The sequence below is a fragment of the Microvirga sp. KLBC 81 genome (assembly GCF_003075415.1).
Taxonomy (GTDB): domain Bacteria; phylum Pseudomonadota; class Alphaproteobacteria; order Rhizobiales; family Beijerinckiaceae; genus Microvirga.
In genome coordinates, this window is the sequence record NZ_QDAH01000052.1 from 24,863 (window position 1) to 40,420 (window position 15,558).

General features: G+C 62.7%; 12 protein-coding genes and 1 pseudogene. 7 read left to right on the forward strand and 6 right to left on the reverse strand.

Annotated features, from left to right (window positions below):
• The first annotated feature begins 15 nt into the window (after window positions 1-15).
• The 3 genes from DC522_RS23775 (at window position 16) to purU (ending at window position 3,655) form a co-directional block, all read left to right on the forward strand.
• Entirely contained in the window at window positions 16-1,374 is a 1,359-nt protein-coding gene (locus tag DC522_RS23775; protein WP_116531094.1) for an L-serine ammonia-lyase, read from the forward strand.
• Window positions 1,375-1,386: 12 nt separating this feature from the next.
• A complete protein-coding gene (gene glyA / locus DC522_RS23780; RefSeq protein ID WP_116531095.1) occupies window positions 1,387-2,685 on the forward strand; it encodes a serine hydroxymethyltransferase in 1,299 nt (432 codons plus the stop codon).
• A gap of 106 nt (window positions 2,686-2,791) precedes the next feature.
• Window positions 2,792-3,655 (forward strand): formyltetrahydrofolate deformylase, encoded by an 864-nt coding sequence (gene purU, locus DC522_RS23785; protein ID WP_116531096.1) that lies wholly within the window; start codon window positions 2,792-2,794, stop codon window positions 3,653-3,655.
• Between the two features lie 536 nt (window positions 3,656-4,191).
• Here the strand turns inward: purU and DC522_RS23790 are convergent.
• The 6 genes and pseudogenes from DC522_RS23790 to DC522_RS23815 form a co-directional block, all read right to left on the reverse strand.
• A pseudogene (locus tag DC522_RS23790) lies at window positions 4,192-4,927 on the reverse strand (NADPH-dependent F420 reductase).
• Between the two features lie 162 nt (window positions 4,928-5,089).
• Complete coding sequence (locus DC522_RS23795) at window positions 5,090-5,905, reverse strand: oxidoreductase (RefSeq protein WP_116531097.1); 816 nt, start codon at window positions 5,903-5,905, stop codon at window positions 5,090-5,092.
• A gap of 117 nt (window positions 5,906-6,022) precedes the next feature.
• Complete coding sequence (gene fabF, locus DC522_RS23800; protein WP_116531098.1) at window positions 6,023-7,327, reverse strand: beta-ketoacyl-ACP synthase II; 1,305 nt, start codon at window positions 7,325-7,327, stop codon at window positions 6,023-6,025.
• 124 nt (window positions 7,328-7,451) lie between these two features.
• A complete protein-coding gene (locus tag DC522_RS23805; RefSeq protein ID WP_116531099.1) occupies window positions 7,452-8,681 on the reverse strand; it encodes a multidrug effflux MFS transporter in 1,230 nt (409 codons plus the stop codon).
• Window positions 8,681-9,172: a PaaI family thioesterase gene (locus tag DC522_RS23810; protein WP_245444455.1), complete on the reverse strand. Its 492-nt coding sequence runs from the start codon at window positions 9,170-9,172 to the stop codon at window positions 8,681-8,683. Before DC522_RS23810 ends, DC522_RS23805 begins: the two co-directional genes overlap by 1 nt.
• Window positions 9,169-9,774, reverse strand: a complete 606-nt coding sequence (locus tag DC522_RS23815; protein ID WP_116531100.1) for a TetR/AcrR family transcriptional regulator — start codon at window positions 9,772-9,774, stop codon at window positions 9,169-9,171. The genes DC522_RS23810 and DC522_RS23815 overlap by 4 nt, the downstream gene beginning before the upstream one ends.
• A gap of 87 nt (window positions 9,775-9,861) precedes the next feature.
• On the opposite strand from DC522_RS23815, the gene DC522_RS23820 reads away from it, so the two are divergent.
• The 4 genes from DC522_RS23820 to DC522_RS23835 all read left to right on the forward strand — a co-directional run.
• Window positions 9,862-10,971 carry an efflux RND transporter periplasmic adaptor subunit gene (locus tag DC522_RS23820; protein ID WP_116531101.1) on the forward strand — a complete coding sequence of 370 codons (1,110 nt, stop codon included), beginning with the start codon at window positions 9,862-9,864 and terminating at the stop codon, window positions 10,969-10,971.
• Window positions 10,971-14,093 (forward strand): efflux RND transporter permease subunit, encoded by a 3,123-nt coding sequence (locus tag DC522_RS23825; protein WP_116531102.1) that lies wholly within the window; start codon window positions 10,971-10,973, stop codon window positions 14,091-14,093. The genes DC522_RS23820 and DC522_RS23825 overlap by 1 nt, the downstream gene beginning before the upstream one ends.
• A gap of 44 nt (window positions 14,094-14,137) precedes the next feature.
• Window positions 14,138-14,584, forward strand: a complete 447-nt coding sequence (locus DC522_RS23830) for a MarR family winged helix-turn-helix transcriptional regulator (protein WP_116531103.1) — start codon at window positions 14,138-14,140, stop codon at window positions 14,582-14,584.
• A 276-nt stretch (window positions 14,585-14,860) separates the two neighbouring features.
• A partial coding sequence (locus tag DC522_RS23835) for an IS701 family transposase (protein WP_116531104.1) occupies window positions 14,861-15,558 on the forward strand: 698 nt, incomplete at its 3' end.

The window sequence follows — 15,558 nt, forward strand, 5'->3', positions numbered from 1 at the left end:
AGACGCGAGGCTCCCGTGACCAGTGCTTTTGAACTGTTCAAGATCGGCATCGGGCCATCAAGCTCGCATACGGTAGGCCCCATGGTGGCCGCGAAGCGCTTCATCGATGCGCTGGAGCGTGATGGTCTCGTTCCGAGGCGGATCGAGGCCGAGATTTACGGATCGCTGGCCTGGACTGGCCGCGGGCACGGAACGGATACGGCGATTTGCCTTGGCCTTCTCGGTGAGGCCCCGGACACAGTTGATCCGAACGGGGTCGCGGATCTCGTCCATCATGTTCAAGAGATCAAGCAGGTTCCGGCTGGTAACAACGTCCTGGCTGAGTTCAATCCGGCCCGGGACATTATCTTCAACATGAAGGACGTGTTGCCAGGTCATTCCAATGGCATGCGTTTTTCGGCCCTCGACGCGGATGGCTCCGTCATCTCCGAGAAGATCTATTACTCAATCGGCGGCGGGTTCGTCGTGCTCGAGGGCGAGCCTGCGGACGGCAAGGTCACGCCCGTGCCTTACCCGTTCTGCACGGCCGAAGAGCTTCTGCACATCTGCACGAAAGAGAACCTGACAATCGCCGAGGTTCAACTCGCCAACGAGCTGGCCGCAAGGTTCCGCGAGGAGATCGATCAGCGCCTGGATGCCATCCGCGACGCCATGTTCGCTTGCATTGATAGGGGATTGCGCATGGAGGGCGAATTGCCCGGCGGCCTTCGGGTCAAGCGCCGGGCGAAAGGCCTCTACGACGAACTGCAGGAAAGGCGCAACAAGAACCAGCGCACCTCGCACGAGGTGATGGACTGGATCAGCACCTACGCCATCGCTGTCAACGAGGAGAATGCCTCCGGCGGCCGCGTGGTCACGGCCCCCACGAACGGTGCCGCTGGCATCGTCCCGGCGGTCCTGCGCTACTACCGCGATTTCTGCTCCGAGTACACGCCGGAAGGCAGTCACACGTTCCTGCTGACCGCCGCCGCAATTGGCAGCCTGATCAAGCGCAATGCCTCGATCTCAGGCGCCGAGGTCGGCTGCCAAGGCGAGGTGGGATCTGCCGCCTCGATGGCCGCCGCCGGCTTGGCGGCAGTGCTGGGCGCCACGCCAGCCCAAATCGAAAACGCCGCGGAGATTGCCATCGAGCACCATCTTGGCATGACCTGCGATCCCATCGGTGGACTGGTGCAGATCCCCTGCATCGAGCGAAACGCATTTGGCGCAAACAAGGCCATCGCAGCTGCGTCACTCGCGCTGCGCGGAGACGGAACACATCGCGTATCCCTCGATGAAGTGATCGAGACGATGCGTCAGACCGGTTTGGACATGCAGTCGAAGTACAAGGAGACGTCGTTAGGCGGGCTCGCTGTCAATGTTGCCGAATGTTAAGGGAGATCAGATATGTTTACGCATCCACTCGCGACGCCTCTCGTGAACAGCGACCTGCCGGGCGTAGGGCAGTATGACAGGGAGGTCTTTGACGCGATACGCGCTGAGCTGCAACGGCAGCAGGATCAGATCGAGCTGATCGCATCCGAAAACATTGTGTCGGAAGCAGTCCTCGCAGCTCAGGGCTCGGTCTTCACCAACAAGTACGCCGAAGGCTATCCAGGCCGGCGCTACTACGGCGGCTGTGAGCACTCCGATACAGTGGAGGCACTTGCGATCGATCGCGCCTGCAAGCTGTTTGGATGCAGCTTTGCCAATGTGCAGCCGCACTCGGGCGCTCAAGCAAATGGCGCCGTGTTTATGGCCCTGCTGCAGCCCGGCGACACAATCCTGGGTATGGCACTGTCCGCCGGCGGCCACCTGACCCATGGAGCCCCGCCGACCATGTCGGGCAAGTGGTTCAAGGCCGTAGGCTACGGCGTTCGCCGAGATGACGCGCAGATCGACTATGACGAGGTCGAAAGATTAGCGCAGGAGCATCAGCCCAAGATAATCATTGCTGGCGGCTCCAGCTATCCCCGTATCATCGACTTCGCACGCTTCCGCTCGATTGCAGATGCAGTCGGTGCCTATTTGTTCGTGGACATGGCTCACTTCGCCGGGCTCGTGGCCGCAGGCGTCTATCCATCCCCGTTTCCGCATGCCCACGTGGTCTCAACTACAACGCACAAGACCCTCCGTGGTCCACGCGGCGGAATGATCCTCACCAACGATGAGGCCATCGCCAAAAAGATCAACTCCGCGGTGTTCCCCGGCATGCAGGGCGGTCCGCTAATGCATGTAATTGCCGCCAAGGCAGTAGCCTTTGGCGAGGCACTGCAACCTGAATTCAAAGCCTATGCTACCGCCGTAGTGGAGAATGCCCGCGCGCTGGCTACCTGCTTGGTCGAGCGCGGCGCCGCTATCGTATCCGGTGGCACGGACAGCCATGTCGTCCTGGTCGATCTGCGCCCTATCGGGGTGACCGGCAAAGCCGCCGAAGCTGCCCTTGAGCGGGCCGGGCTTACCTGCAACAAGAATGGCATTCCGTTCGATCCCGAGAAGCCGGCCGTGACGTCGGGTATCCGTCTTGGTACGCCGGCCGCCACCTCTCGCGGGTTTGGCACTAAGGAATTCGAGCAGGTCGGCGATTGGATTGCCCAGGTGCTGATTGGACTCGCTCAGAATGGCGAGACGGCCAACGAGGCAACGGAGAGGCAGGTCCGTCGGGAGGTCAAGGCGCTCTGCGGCCAATTCCCGATCTACAGGTGACGGACGCCATCGGGCACGACAGGCCTGGAGAGCGGCGGGGCAAACCTCCGCCGTCTCAAGGCCTGATCAACATCGAAAGCCTAACATTGGACCGAGACAGCAGATCATGAAGCTCGAAGATCCACGCTATGTTCTGAAATTCTCGTGCTACGACACGATTGGCATAATCCAGGCTATATCGAGTTTTCTGGTTCATAATGGCTGCAACATCGTGACGAGTTCGCAGTTCGGCGATCGCGAGACGGAGCGCTTCTTCATGCGCGTCGCCTTCACGCCAATCGATCCGCGGACGGAGCGCTCGGCGCTCGAGGGACTCTTCAAGCCGATCGCCGAGCGCTACCGGATGGACTGGAGCCTGCACGAGACAAGCACCCGGGCGAAGGTACTGCTCATGGTGTCGCGCTTCGGGCATTGCCTCAACGATCTTCTCTACCGCCAGCGCATCGGCGCCTTGAACATGGACGTGGTTGGTATCGTCTCCAATCACCGGGACTTTGAGGATCTCGGAACGAGCCGCAACATCCCATTTCACTATCTGCCTGTAACGAAAGAGACGAAGGCGCAGCAGGAAGCGCAGTTGCGTGACATCATCGAGGCCACCAGCGCGGACCTGGTCGTGCTGGCCCGCTATATGCAGGTGCTGTCCGACGAGATGTGCCAATACCTGTCGGGCCGGGCGATCAATATCCACCACTCATTCCTCCCGAGCTTCAAGGGTGCTGCTCCCTACACCCAAGCCTATACCCGTGGAGTCAAGCTCATTGGTGCGACCGCTCACTACGTGACTCCTGAGCTGGATGAAGGTCCGATTATCGAGCAGGAGGTGCAGCGCGTGAGCCGTGAGCACTCGCCGGACGACCTGACCGCCATTGGTCGTGATGTGGAGAGTCTCGCCTTGTCGCGTGCGGTCAAATTCCATATCGAGCACCGTGTGCTCCTGAACGGGAACAAGACCGTGGTTTTCCGATAGCCTCCAGCAGGTGTATCCTGACAATCAGCGCCAACAGCACGCGTGCGCGAGAGCCAATAGTACCCATCCACTGAAGTTCTGTTTTCAAGGAAGGCTAACGACCAAATCCGCTGCCGCCGATGCTGCTGGTCACCAAGTAGTCCGGCGGTACTCCTAACCATTCTGGATTGCCCGCCTAAACCCGAGTTGGGGCCGCAGAGACCCGCACGGCGCTTCTGCTGTCACGATCAGAGCAAGGGCGCGAAACTATTGGCTGTCCAATGGGCATTTACGGCAGCAGGAGAGGGGAGGGCAGGTCAGGCGTGAAGAGCGGACCTTGTCACGGCCGCGCTGAATGGCTGTGTCTGACCCAGTGCGGACATACATACCCACCGCATGATCCCGCTTCCCGGTCGCGATCGTTTCCAGGCCGCGTGAATTCGCCACGAGAGCGCTGTGTCCACCACGCTGAACTCGCGCGTCGGCGTCGGGCTATTGAGCCCGAGCCGACAAAACCAATACATCTTTCGTCCTGTCAGAGGTGAGCAACTTGGCCATCACGCAGTGACGGCGCGATTTCGGGCGACAATCTCGTCATGGGTGAACTTGGCGCCCACTGCTGTGAATGCCTTGACCAGCGCCTCGCGGTTCTCCGGAGCGCGCCGCCTGTCGGCGGCCACCAGAGCGGCTTTCAATTCGTTCAGTGTGAGTTCCGTGCAGTAGCCCGGGGTGCCGGGCTGCTGACGCCAGGACTCGGCGAGCGTGCCCGCATCCCGCGCGTCGAACCCCGTGGCGTCCACCAGCCGGAACGCCGTTGCCTTTGCGTTTGCGTCGTCGCCGGCGACCGGGATGGCGATGCGTCCAGGCGTGCCTGCCGGCTTTCCCCTGTCGGACAGGGTGTCGGCCAGCACCGCGTTCCACGCCTTGGTGATCGGTCGGCCAATCTGTTCGCTGACCCAGACGCTTTCGGGCTTGCCGTTATCGACCTCGGTGATCGCGCCGTCGCGGAAGGGATAGTAGTTCGAGGTGTCGATCACCACGACCTTGGCCGGGACATCGCTTAAAAAGACCGGCCAGATCAGGGTACCTCGCGAACGGAATCGACAGAACGACGACATCGACGTCCTTGACCGCCTGCTCCTTGCTGACGGCGACGGCGCCGAGGTCATGAGCGAGGCCGCGAAGGGAGTCCGGTCCTTTCGAGTTCGCGAGTTTGACCTCATGGCCGCTGGCGGCAAGCTTTCGCGCCAACGTGGCGCCGATGTTTCCAGCGCCGATGATCCCGATCTTGATGGGATGTCCTTTCGTGAATGTGGAAGAGCGCCCGCCTCAGTCGCGGATGCGGGCGCTTGGGAGATGCGCGCCTTCCTCGCGCAACACCAAAAGTATCACCTCCTGAGATGCGCTCACAACTCCTGCCGCATCGAGCGAAACAGGATGTCGTTGATATCGACGTCAGACCGGCAGCCCGTTCTGCTTTCGCAGGCTTTTGTCGAAGGCGGATGCGGGGACGAAACGGCGCAGGATACTGACTTGGCGCGCCATTTTTCCAGCGGTGTAGCGCCTCCTCGGGACGGTATCGGTGGCTGCTTTCAAGACCGTCCTGGCTACAACTTCGGGCGCATCGCCTGTTGCCATCGCTTTCCGCAGGATCCCATTCATGCCGGCGCGCGCGGAATCATAGATATCAAGCAACTGATCCGGCTTGGCGAGATTTTCTTCAAATGACGTACGGGTATATGCAGGCTCAACCAACACAACGCGAATCCCGAACGGGCGCAGTTCATGGTCAAGCGATTCGGAATAGCCTTCAATGGCATGTTTGGTCGACGAATAAAGTGCGGAATAGGGAGCTGGGATTAAACCCAGCACCGAACTCAAATTAACGATTCTGCCCATCCCTTGACGTCGCATTGTCGGCAACACCGCGTTAGTCACGCGCAGAACGCCGAAGACATTCACGTCGAACAGCGCCTGGGCCTGGGCAATCGAGGACTCCTCCGCGCCGCCGAGCAGGCCAATTCCGGCATTATTGACAAGCAGGTCGATGCGCCCGGCCTTGGCCAGCACCTCATCGACCAGTTTCGCCACGGACGCGTCATCGGTCACGTCGCAGGACAGCATGGTTACGCTGTCGGATCGTTCGGCGGCCGCGCGACGGCTGGTTCCGAACACGCGAAAGCCCGCATCCTGCAGGGCTTTCGCCGTGGCGTGCCCGATGCCGGTGGATGCCCCCGTCACCAGGGCGACGCCGAGATTGGTCTTGTTCATGGAATTCACATCTTTCTTATCGGGAGTGCGATGGATCGCTTGCCTCGTCGTCCCTGACCTGTTCGTCAGCCGCAGCTCCAGTGGCTTGGGACAACAGGAACGGTTGGAGGCAAGGCTTCAATGTTGGGACCCTCCGGCGCTCGCGCCGGCCAGCTCGTCCGTCCAGCGTCGGAATAGCGCGCTGGCATTGACGCCTCCGAAGCCGAAGCCGTTGGAGATCGCGTAGTCCATCTCCAATGGCCGGGCCTGGATTGCGACGAAGTCGATCCCGTCGCCGGCTGGATCGGGAGCGCCCAAATTGAGTGTCGGCGGCGCCACCTGATCCCTGAGCGCCAGGATTGCGAAGATGGCTCCAAGCCCGCCGGCGGCTCCGAGCAAGTGTCCAGTTGCCGACTTCGTTGCGCTGACGGCTAGGGTGGAATCGGTGCCGAAGACCCTTCTGATCGCTTGGATTTCCCCCAGATCGCCGACTGGCGTGGAGGTCGCGTGCGCATTGAGGTGGCGAATCTCACGCGCAGAAATGCCGGCTTGGGCAATCGCGATCTCCATGGCTCTGCGCGCACCATCGCCGTCCTCGGGACCGGAGGTGACGTGATGAGCGTCCGCCGTCGTGCCGTAGCCGACGAACTCAGCGAGCGGTTTCGCACCGCGCGCAAGCGCGTGGTTCAATTCCTCAATGACCAGGATGCCGGCCCCTTCGCCCATGACGAAGCCATCCCGCGACACGTCGAAGGGGCGCGAGGCTTGAGCCGGCGTCTCATTGAAGCCGGTGGAAAGAGAGCGTGCTGCGGCGAAACCACCGAGACTGACGATGTTCATGCATGCTTCCGTTCCACCGCAGACGGCGATATCGGCTTCGCTTGCGCGGATAAGACGAGCGGCATCGCCGATCGCCTGGATGCCGGCCGCGCACGCGGTCACCGGTGCGCCGAGTGGCCCCTTGAAGCCGTAGCGGATCGAGATGTGGCCCGCCGCGAGGTTCACGAGGAAGGATGGCACCGTGAAAGGCGACAGACGGCGGACGCCGCGCTGGTCGACCGTGCGCACCGCCTCGGTGATGGCGGGGAACCCGCCGATGCCCGAAGCGATGATCGTGGCTGTGCGCAAGCGATCCGCTTCCGAGACGGGTGTCCACTTCGCTTGAGCGAGTGCCTCTTGTGCAGCGGCGAGCCCGAAGAGGATGAACCGGTCTACCTTGCGCTGGTCCTTCGGCGCAAAGACGGTATTCGGATCGAAGCCGGCGTCGGGGTCTTCTTCCAAGGAGGGAACTACGCCGCCAATCTTCGCCGGCAGGTCTCCCACCATATCGTCCGGAAGCCTCCGGATGCCCGAGCGACCGGCCAGGAGACGCGACCAGGACGTTTCGACATCTGCGGCAAGGGGCGTGACCGCGCCCATCCCTGTTACAACAACCCGTCGCATCACTCTTCCTCTCGATCTGGGTCCGTGGGCAGCGCTGCCCAGCCGTGGCTCAATCCTGTGCGGACACGCGCTCGCGACCGCCGCTTGCTTCTCCTGCGATACAGAGCGTCGCGCTGAACGTGTTTCATGCTTGCACCTCCGTTTTGGGCTGACGCTTTGCGACAGGGAGAAAGACCAGAAGGGCAAGCGCCGAACCCGTCGTCAGGATGACAGCAAGGGAAGCAGACGGCTGAAGAGGCAGAATGCTTGCGAACGACGCGCCGATGGCCGCGCAGCCCATCTGCAGGAAACCGAGCAGCGCGGATGCCAGCCCGGCCTGCCTTCCAAACGGATGCAGCGCGATCGCGGTGCCGAGCGGATTGATCAATCCCATGCCGAGCAGATACAGCGCGATGGCCGTGGTGAAGGGGATGAAGGCCGGCGCGGCGGCGAATGCGAACAGAAAGAGGCTGCCAGCCAGCGCGATGACGAGGCCGATCATGCCAATGGTGCGCTGGCCCCAGCGGTGAGCCAGGCGCGGCGCGAGAAACCCAGCCACGAAGACGATCAGAACCGTCGTCGCGAAGGACAATCCGAGCTGAAAGGCAGTAAGGCCCAGCTCACTCATCAGGATGGCGGGCGCCGCCGCGAAGAAGGTGTAGAGCCCGCCGATGACAAGGCTCACTGAAACGGCGGGAAGGAGAAAGCGCGAATCGACGGCCAGGCGGCCATAGGCTGATGTCGCGGCCGAAGCCGCCAGGGACGACCTGCGGTCGACCAGATGAGTTTCGCCGACGCTCGTCGAATAATGCAGCGCGAGCAGCACGCCAAATGCCGCAACGACGAGGAAGGTGATCCGCCAGCCAAACAGGCTGTCAAGTGCGCTTCCGAGCAGAGGCGAAAAGCCCGGTGCAGCCGCCCCGGCGATCATGGTCAGCGCCAGAGCCCGCGCGAGCGCCTCACCGTCGAACAGGTCACGTGCGATGGCACGCGACAGGACCGAGGCGGCGCAAGCCCCGAGCGCCTGGATGACGCGGCCGAGGACCAGGAAGGACAAGGTGTCGGCGAAGGCACAAAGGCCACTGCCCGCGGCAAAGACTGCAAGGCCCCCCAGCACCAGCCATTTGCGGCCGAAGCGGTCGGAGAGCGGTCCGGCCAGAAGCTGTCCGAACGCGAAGGCAACGAAGAAGCTGCTCAACGTCAGGCCGAGTTCCTGGGAAGAAACGCCGAGGCTGGCGCCAATCCGTGGAAAGGCAGGAAGGACGATGTTGGTGGCAAGTGCGCCGAGCGCGGCCAGCCCGGCGAGCAGGAACAGGATTCCCCCGGTCAGACGGCGCTCGGAGGGCGCGGGTTTCGTGATCAAAAGCGCGGACATCACGACTTCCTGCTCACGACCAGGCATGTCGACGTGCCATGAGCATGGAGCCTGCCTTCGGCGTCCTCGATCCTGCCCTCCAGCGTGATGACGGTCCGGCCGCGCGAAACCACATGGCCGATGACGTGCATTACGCCGGAATCGCTGAATATCGGGCGGACAAATTTGGCGGTGGTTTCGTGCGACGGACAGGTTTCGCCAGGCGAAAGAGTAGTCTGGGCGGCAAGCGACATGGCGGTATCGAGCATCGTCATGATCCAGCCGCCGTGGACGGTATTCGTCAGATTGCAAAAGCGCGGCTCGGGGGTGGCCAGGAGCCCGACCTTGCCTTCCTCCGGGGGGAGCAGGGTGAAAGGGAGCGTTTCCGCCATCGATGGGCGGCGGATGCTCCCGTCTGCCAGCCTCGCAACGAGCTCAAGCCCGGAGCATCGCGCCAACTCCGCGATAGGAGCCGTTGCGTTGCGCGCCTCGGTTGGAGAATCCATCGTCATTGGAGCGATCCTCGTTGGGCATCGCCGGCAGACGACTCCGTCAGCACGCTCTCGGCGGCCGCCTGCAGGAACCGCTTCGACAACTGCTCGTCGTTGACGGCGCGAGAGAGGAGCACCGCACCGACCATCGTCGAGAGAATGGCCATGGCCTTGCCGCTGGGCTCCTCGCCGCCCGGCTCACCAACCCAGCTGCCGAGCATCTTGAGGTACTCCCGGACCCCGGCTTCAAATGACGCCTTCACGTCGGCGCCCTGCCTCGCGGCATCCGAGCCGAGCGCGACCACCGGGCAGCCGTCCATCCTCTCCGCGCGATGCCCCGTGCTGAGATAGAACCCGACCACGGCGCCAAGCGGGTCCTGCGGATTAGCCTCGGCGGCAGCGGACCACCGGCGGGAGGCACTCTCCAACGCCCGTCTGGACGCCTGCGCCGCCAGGTCGTCCTTGGATGCGAACTGCTTGTAAAACGCGCCTTGAGTCAGCCCGGCACTCTCCATCAGGTCCTTGAGGCCGATGCCGTCAAAGCCGTGTTCCCGAAAGAGGCGGCTGGCAACATCGATCACGGTTTGCCGGTTTTTCTCAGCCTGAACGCGACTCACGCGCATCGTCGATCTCCTCTTTTTTAGATTGCATTCGTAATCTATATCCGATATAGAGTGTGAACGCAATCTAATTTTATCGAGGCGACGGGCATGAAGAAGAGACCCGCAATTTTGCTGGCAGGCGTCCTAACCGCTGGGTTGGGGATGGCCGCAGTCCTCACTCTTTCCTTTCGCCCGCAGGAAGCCTCTGCCGTGAGCGACCCGAGGCAGGAACCACCGATCGTCAGATTGGTGACGGCGGCGCGGGTGACCGGATCCGAACGCAGCTTCACGGGCATCATAGGGGCAAGGGTGCAGAGCAACCTCGGTTTTCGCGTCGCCGGCAAGATCGTGGAACGGCTTGTGAATGTCGGTCAGCAGGTCAAAGCCGGTCAGCCGCTGATGCGGATCGACGAAACCGACCTTCGCCTTGCGCTCACGGCGAAGCGCAACGCCGTTGCCGCAGCGCGTGCATCCGTCGTTCAGACGGATGCGGATGAGCGGCGATACGCCAACTTAGTCAGCAACGGATGGGCTTCCCGACAGCGCTATGAGCAAGCGAAAGCCGCGTCGGATACAGCCGAGGCGCAACTCGCCGCCGCTGAAGCCGAAGCACGCGTCGCCGAGAACGAGGCGACCTACTCGGTCCTGGTGGCGGATGCGGATGGAACGGTCATTGAAACGCTTGGCGAGCCGGGACAGGTCGTCTCCGCCGGCCAGACCGTGGTTCGGCTTGCCCAGGCCGGCCCCCGTGAAGCAGTGGTCGCGCTTCCCGAAACGATCCGGCCGGCGATCGGCTCGGTGGCCGAGGCCAGCGTGTATGGAAGCGATGGACATCGCTATACGGCACATCTCCGGCAGTTATCGGACGCCGCCGATGCCCAGACCCGTACCTATGAGGCCCGCTATGTGCTCGACGGTGAGGCCGCGGCAGCACCGCTTGGCGCGACGGTAACCATTCGGCTGGCCAGCCAGGCGGGCCAGCCGGAAGTCCAGGTGCCGCTGGGAGCCGTGCTCGACGACGGCCGGAAGACCGGCGTTTGGGTCTTGGACAGCGCCACCTCGACCGTACGCTTTCAGCCCGTCAAGCTTGTTCGGGTGAGCGGCGAAACCGCCGTGATCTCCGGACTGAGCTCTGGTGATCCGATTGTTTCGCTCGGCGCTCATCTCCTGCAGGAGGGCGCTCGCGTCAGGACTGCGTTTGAAAGCAGGAGCAACTGATGAGCCTCAATCTTTCCGCTCTCGCCGTTCGCGAACGGGCCGTCACCCTGTTCTTCATCCTCCTACTGGTGGCCGCCGGCGCCTACGCCTTCGTCATGCTTGGACGGGCGGAGGACCCCTCCTTCACCATCAAGACCCTGACGGTCACGACGGCATGGCCGGGCGCGACCGCGCGCGAGATGCAGGACCTCGTCGCCGAACCGTTGGAGAAGCGGCTTCAGGAACTGACCTGGTACGACCGGGTGGAGACGACCACACGGCCAGGCTATGCGTATATGACGGTTACGCTGAAGGACAGCACACCGCCATCTGTCGTACAGGAGGAGTTCTACCAGGCCCGTAAGAAACTCGGGGACGAAGCGCGCAACCTGCCGTCCGGCGTCTTCGGCCCCTTCGTCAATGACGAATATTCGGACGTGAGCTTCGCCCTTTACGCCCTCAAGGCGAAGGGCATGCCGATGCGTGAGCTGGTTCGGCAGGCCGAGGTGATCCGCCAGGACCTCCTGCATGTGCCCGGTGTCAAGAAGATCAACATTCTCGGTGAACGCCCCGAACAGATATTCGTCGAATTCTCCTATGCCAAACTGGCAACCCTCGGCGTATCGGCACAGGACATCGTCGCCGCCTTGCAGCGGCAGAACACCGTCACACCGGCAGGTTCGATCGACACCCGGGGGCCGCGGGTCTTCATCCGGGTCGACGGCGCTTATGACAGTGTCCAGGCGATCGCCGACACGCCGATTGTCGCTGCGGGGCGGACGCTGAAGCTCTCCGACATCGCCGAGGTCCGCCGCGGCTACGAGGATCCTCCCACCTACCTCATCCGACGTCAGGGTGAGCCCACCATCATGCTCGCGGCGGTGATGCAGGAAGGCTGGGATGGTCTCGCACTCGGCAAGGCGCTGGAGGACAGGACGGCGGCCATCGCACAAACACTGCCGCTCGGGATGACGCTCGATAAGGTGACCGACCAGGCCGTCAACATCACCTCGGCGGTTGACGAATTCATGATGAAGTTCGCGATGGCGCTCGGCGTGGTGCTGCTGGTGAGCCTGCTCAGCCTCGGCTGGCGCGTCGGCATCGTTGTGGCGGCCGCCGTCCCTCTGACGCTTGCCGTCGTGTTCCTCATCATGCTCGAAACCGGCCGGTTCTTCGACCGCATCACGCTCGGCGCCCTCATCCTGGCGCTTGGTCTTCTCGTGGACGACGCGATCATCGCCATCGAGGTGATGGTGGTTAAAATGGAAGAGGGCATGGACCGCATCAAGGCGGCGGCCTATGCGTGGAGCCACACGGCGGCGCCGATGCTGTCCGGAACACTCGTGACGATCGCCGGATTCCTGCCGGTGGGCTTCGCACGCTCGACGGCCGGCGAATATGCCGGCAACATCTTCTGGGTCGTGGGGTTCGCCCTCATCGTCTCCTGGATCGTGGCGGTGGTCTTCACGCCCTATCTCGGCGTCAAGATGCTGCCCGCGATCAAACCGATCGAAGGCGGTCACCACGCGATTTACGACACGCCGAACTATCGGCGCCTGCGACGGCTCATCACCTTTGCCGTGCGCCACAAGTTCGTCACCTGCGGCATCGTCGGCATCGCCTTCGCGCTCTCTGGCGTGGGCATGAGTGCCGTGAAACAGCAGTTCTTCCCGACATCCGACCGCCCCGAAGTGCTGGTGGAGGTTCGTCTGCCGGAAGGCACCAGCATCGAGACGACGACCGCCACAGTCGAGAAGCTCGAACACTGGCTGGACGACCAGCCCGAGGCCAAGATCGTCACGAGCTATGTCGGTCAGGGCGCTCCCCGCTTCTTCTTCGCGATGGCGCCGGAGCTGCCTGATCCTGCCTTCGCCAAGATCGTCGTGCTGACACCGGACGCTGAGACGCGCGAGGCTTTGAAGCGCCGGCTCCGAGAGGCGGTGTCACAGGGGCTCGCACCCGAGGCCTATGTGCGCGTCACTCAGCTTGTGTTCGGACCCTACACGCCGTTCCCGGTCGAGTTCCGGGTCATGGGACCTGATCCCGCACAACTGTACGCGATCTCTGAAAAAGCCCTCGATACGATGCGGGGCGTCCCGGACGTGCGGCAGGCCAACCGCGATTGGGGCAACCGCACGCCCGTGCTGCGCTTCATTCCGGATCAGGATCGACTGAACCTCATCGGCCTCTCGCCGGCGGAGGTGGGCCGGCAGCTCCAGTTCCTCCTCACCGGCATCGCCGTTACGCAGGTCCGCGAGGACATCCGCAATGTCCCCATCGTGGCACGCAGCGCCGGCGGCGAGCGGCTGGATCCGACGCGTCTGGCGGATTTCTCACTGATGAGCCGGGACGGCCGCCAGATTCCGCTCGACCAGATCGGCCATTCGGAAGTCCGTCTGGAAGAGCCGATCCTGAAGCGCCGCGATCGCACGCCCGTCATCACGATCCGCTCGGACATCAATGAGGCGACCCAGCCTCCAGAGGTTTCCAAGCAGATCATGACGGCCCTTCAGCCGCTGATCGCATCCCTTCCGGTCGGCTATCGCATCGAATTGGGTGGATCGATCGAGGAGGCGGCCAAGGCCAACGCCGCGTTGGGTAAAGTCTTCCCGGCCATGATCGCCGTCACGCTGATCGTCATCATGCTGCAGGTGCGATCCTTCTCGACAATGGCCATGGTGCTGTTGACGGCACCGCTTGGCCTCGTCGGCGTCGTGCCTATGTTGCTCACCTTCAACCAGCCCTTCGGATTCAACGCCATTCTGGGCCTGATCGGACTGGCCGGCATCCTGATGCGCAATACGCTGATCCTGACCGAACAGATCAAGGAGAACCGCGCTGCCGGCCTCGGCGATTATCACGCCGTCATCGAGGCCACGGTGCAACGCACGAGGCCCGTGATCCTGACCGCACTTGCTGCTGTGCTGGCCTTCATCCCTCTCACGAGCTCCGTCTTCTGGGGATCGATGGCCTATACGCTGATCGGCGGCACTGCGGTCGGCACGGCGCTGATCCTGCTCTTCCTCCCTGCGCTCTATGCGGCGTGGTTCCGGATCAAGCCTGAGGTCGTCAATGAGGAACATGAGGCAATGCAAGGCACTGAGCCGCAAAGGCTTCCCGTCGTTGCTGCGGCAGCTGAATAGCGCAGATCTGAGCCATGGGCTCTGAACGATGACAAGTATTTCAGGTGCACGACGACGTTCCGCTCGAGACAACCCGCCACATTCTCGATCACTGCCTTGGCCTGCATCTGCAGCGCGCCGCCCGCGTGGCCGCGCGACGCTTCGACGAAGCGTTACGACCGCTCAACCTGACCAACGGACAGTTTGAGCTCCTCGTCTTGATCAGGCGGACACCCGCAGGGCGGATTGCTGCGGTCGCCGAACGTCTCGGCAGAGATCGCACAACGATTACCGCAATCCTCAAGCCGTTGACGCAACGCGGACTTGTCGCGGTTACGGTCAATCCGGACGACAGCCGCGGCCGTACGCTCACGCTGACGCCGACCGGCAAAGACCTGTTGGCCGCTGCCATCCCCATTTGGGGCCGGTTTCATTCTCGCACGGAACACCTGTTCGCAAACAATGAGGCCCATCTGCTGCGACGCTCACTGACAACATTATCGCAGATCTGAGTGGATCCGAAAGACGAGGAAGAAAGATGAACTGGTTTCTAAAGCATCGGACCCAAGAGTGGAATCCACTTTTGGGGTCAATCCGATGCTCTCTCCCATTGACGAGCGCATCGTTGATGCGGAACCGGAGGTCCGCGTCAGCGACCCGAAGGGCCGCGCTAGCGAATACCGGGTCCACTTTTCCGCACGATGCTCTAGCACTACTTTGGCAGGTTTGAGGAGCTGGATGAGCTTTGCCGACTTCTCTGGCTGAGGGATCTCAGTTGGAGGCGAGCCATGAGCCCTTCAGTCGCTTGGGAACGCGGGCTCCAGTCCTGGCTTGAACCCTTCCTCGCCCATCTTCATCATCCGGCGCGCCGGCGCATGGGCCCGCTCTATGTGGCCGGGCTGATCGGTCCGGGTGAGCGCAAGAGCCTGCAGCCCATTGCGGCGCGGCTCGCGCCCGCCGATTACGATCAACTGCACCACTTCGTGGCGGTCGGCCCCTGGGACGAGGCACCGCTCGAAGCCGAACTCCTGGCCCAGGCGAACCGGCTCGTGGGTGGCCCCGAGGCTGTCTTGGTGATCGATGACACCGCTCTGCCGAAGAAGGGCATTCATTCGGTCGGTGTCGGTCCGCAATACGCCGGAGCTCTGGGCAAGAAAGCGAATTGTCAGACCCTGGTCTCGCTCACCTTGGCCAAAGATGAGGTGCCGATCCCCATTCTGTTGCGGCTGTTCCTGCCCGACACCTGGATCCACGATCCCAAACGCCTGCAGCACGCGGGTGTGCCCGAGGCATTCTGGACAGAGCGCTCCAAGCCCGAGATCGCGCTGGCCGAACTTGAGCGGATCATGCAAGCGGGCGTGAGCTTCGGGGCGGTTCTGGCCGATGCGGGCTACGGCATCAGTGCTCCCTTCCGCCAAGCGCTCTCGGCTCTCGGGTTGCTCTGGGCCGTCGGAACGGTTCGCATCCAGAAGGTCTATCCGCCCGA

Bases quoted from the DNA above. Each gene is read 5' to 3' on its own strand.
- glyA (WP_116531095.1), top strand. From the start codon at position 1,387: ATGTTTACGCATCCACTCGCGACGCCTCTCGTGAACAGCGACCTGCCG.
- DC522_RS23795 (WP_116531097.1), bottom strand. From the start codon at position 5,905: ATGAACAAGACCAATCTCGGCGTCGCCCTGGTGACGGGGGCATCCACC.
- DC522_RS23805 (WP_116531099.1), bottom strand. From the start codon at position 8,681: ATGTCCGCGCTTTTGATCACGAAACCCGCGCCCTCCGAGCGCCGTCTG.
- DC522_RS23810 (WP_245444455.1), bottom strand. From the start codon at position 9,172: ATGACGATGGATTCTCCAACCGAGGCGCGCAACGCAACGGCTCCTATC.
- fabF (WP_116531098.1), bottom strand. From the start codon at position 7,327: ATGCGACGGGTTGTTGTAACAGGGATGGGCGCGGTCACGCCCCTTGCC.
- DC522_RS23815 (WP_116531100.1), bottom strand. From the start codon at position 9,774: ATGCGCGTGAGTCGCGTTCAGGCTGAGAAAAACCGGCAAACCGTGATC.
- purU (WP_116531096.1), top strand. From the start codon at position 2,792: ATGAAGCTCGAAGATCCACGCTATGTTCTGAAATTCTCGTGCTACGAC.
- DC522_RS23820 (WP_116531101.1), top strand. From the start codon at position 9,862: ATGAAGAAGAGACCCGCAATTTTGCTGGCAGGCGTCCTAACCGCTGGG.
- DC522_RS23825 (WP_116531102.1), top strand. From the start codon at position 10,971: ATGAGCCTCAATCTTTCCGCTCTCGCCGTTCGCGAACGGGCCGTCACC.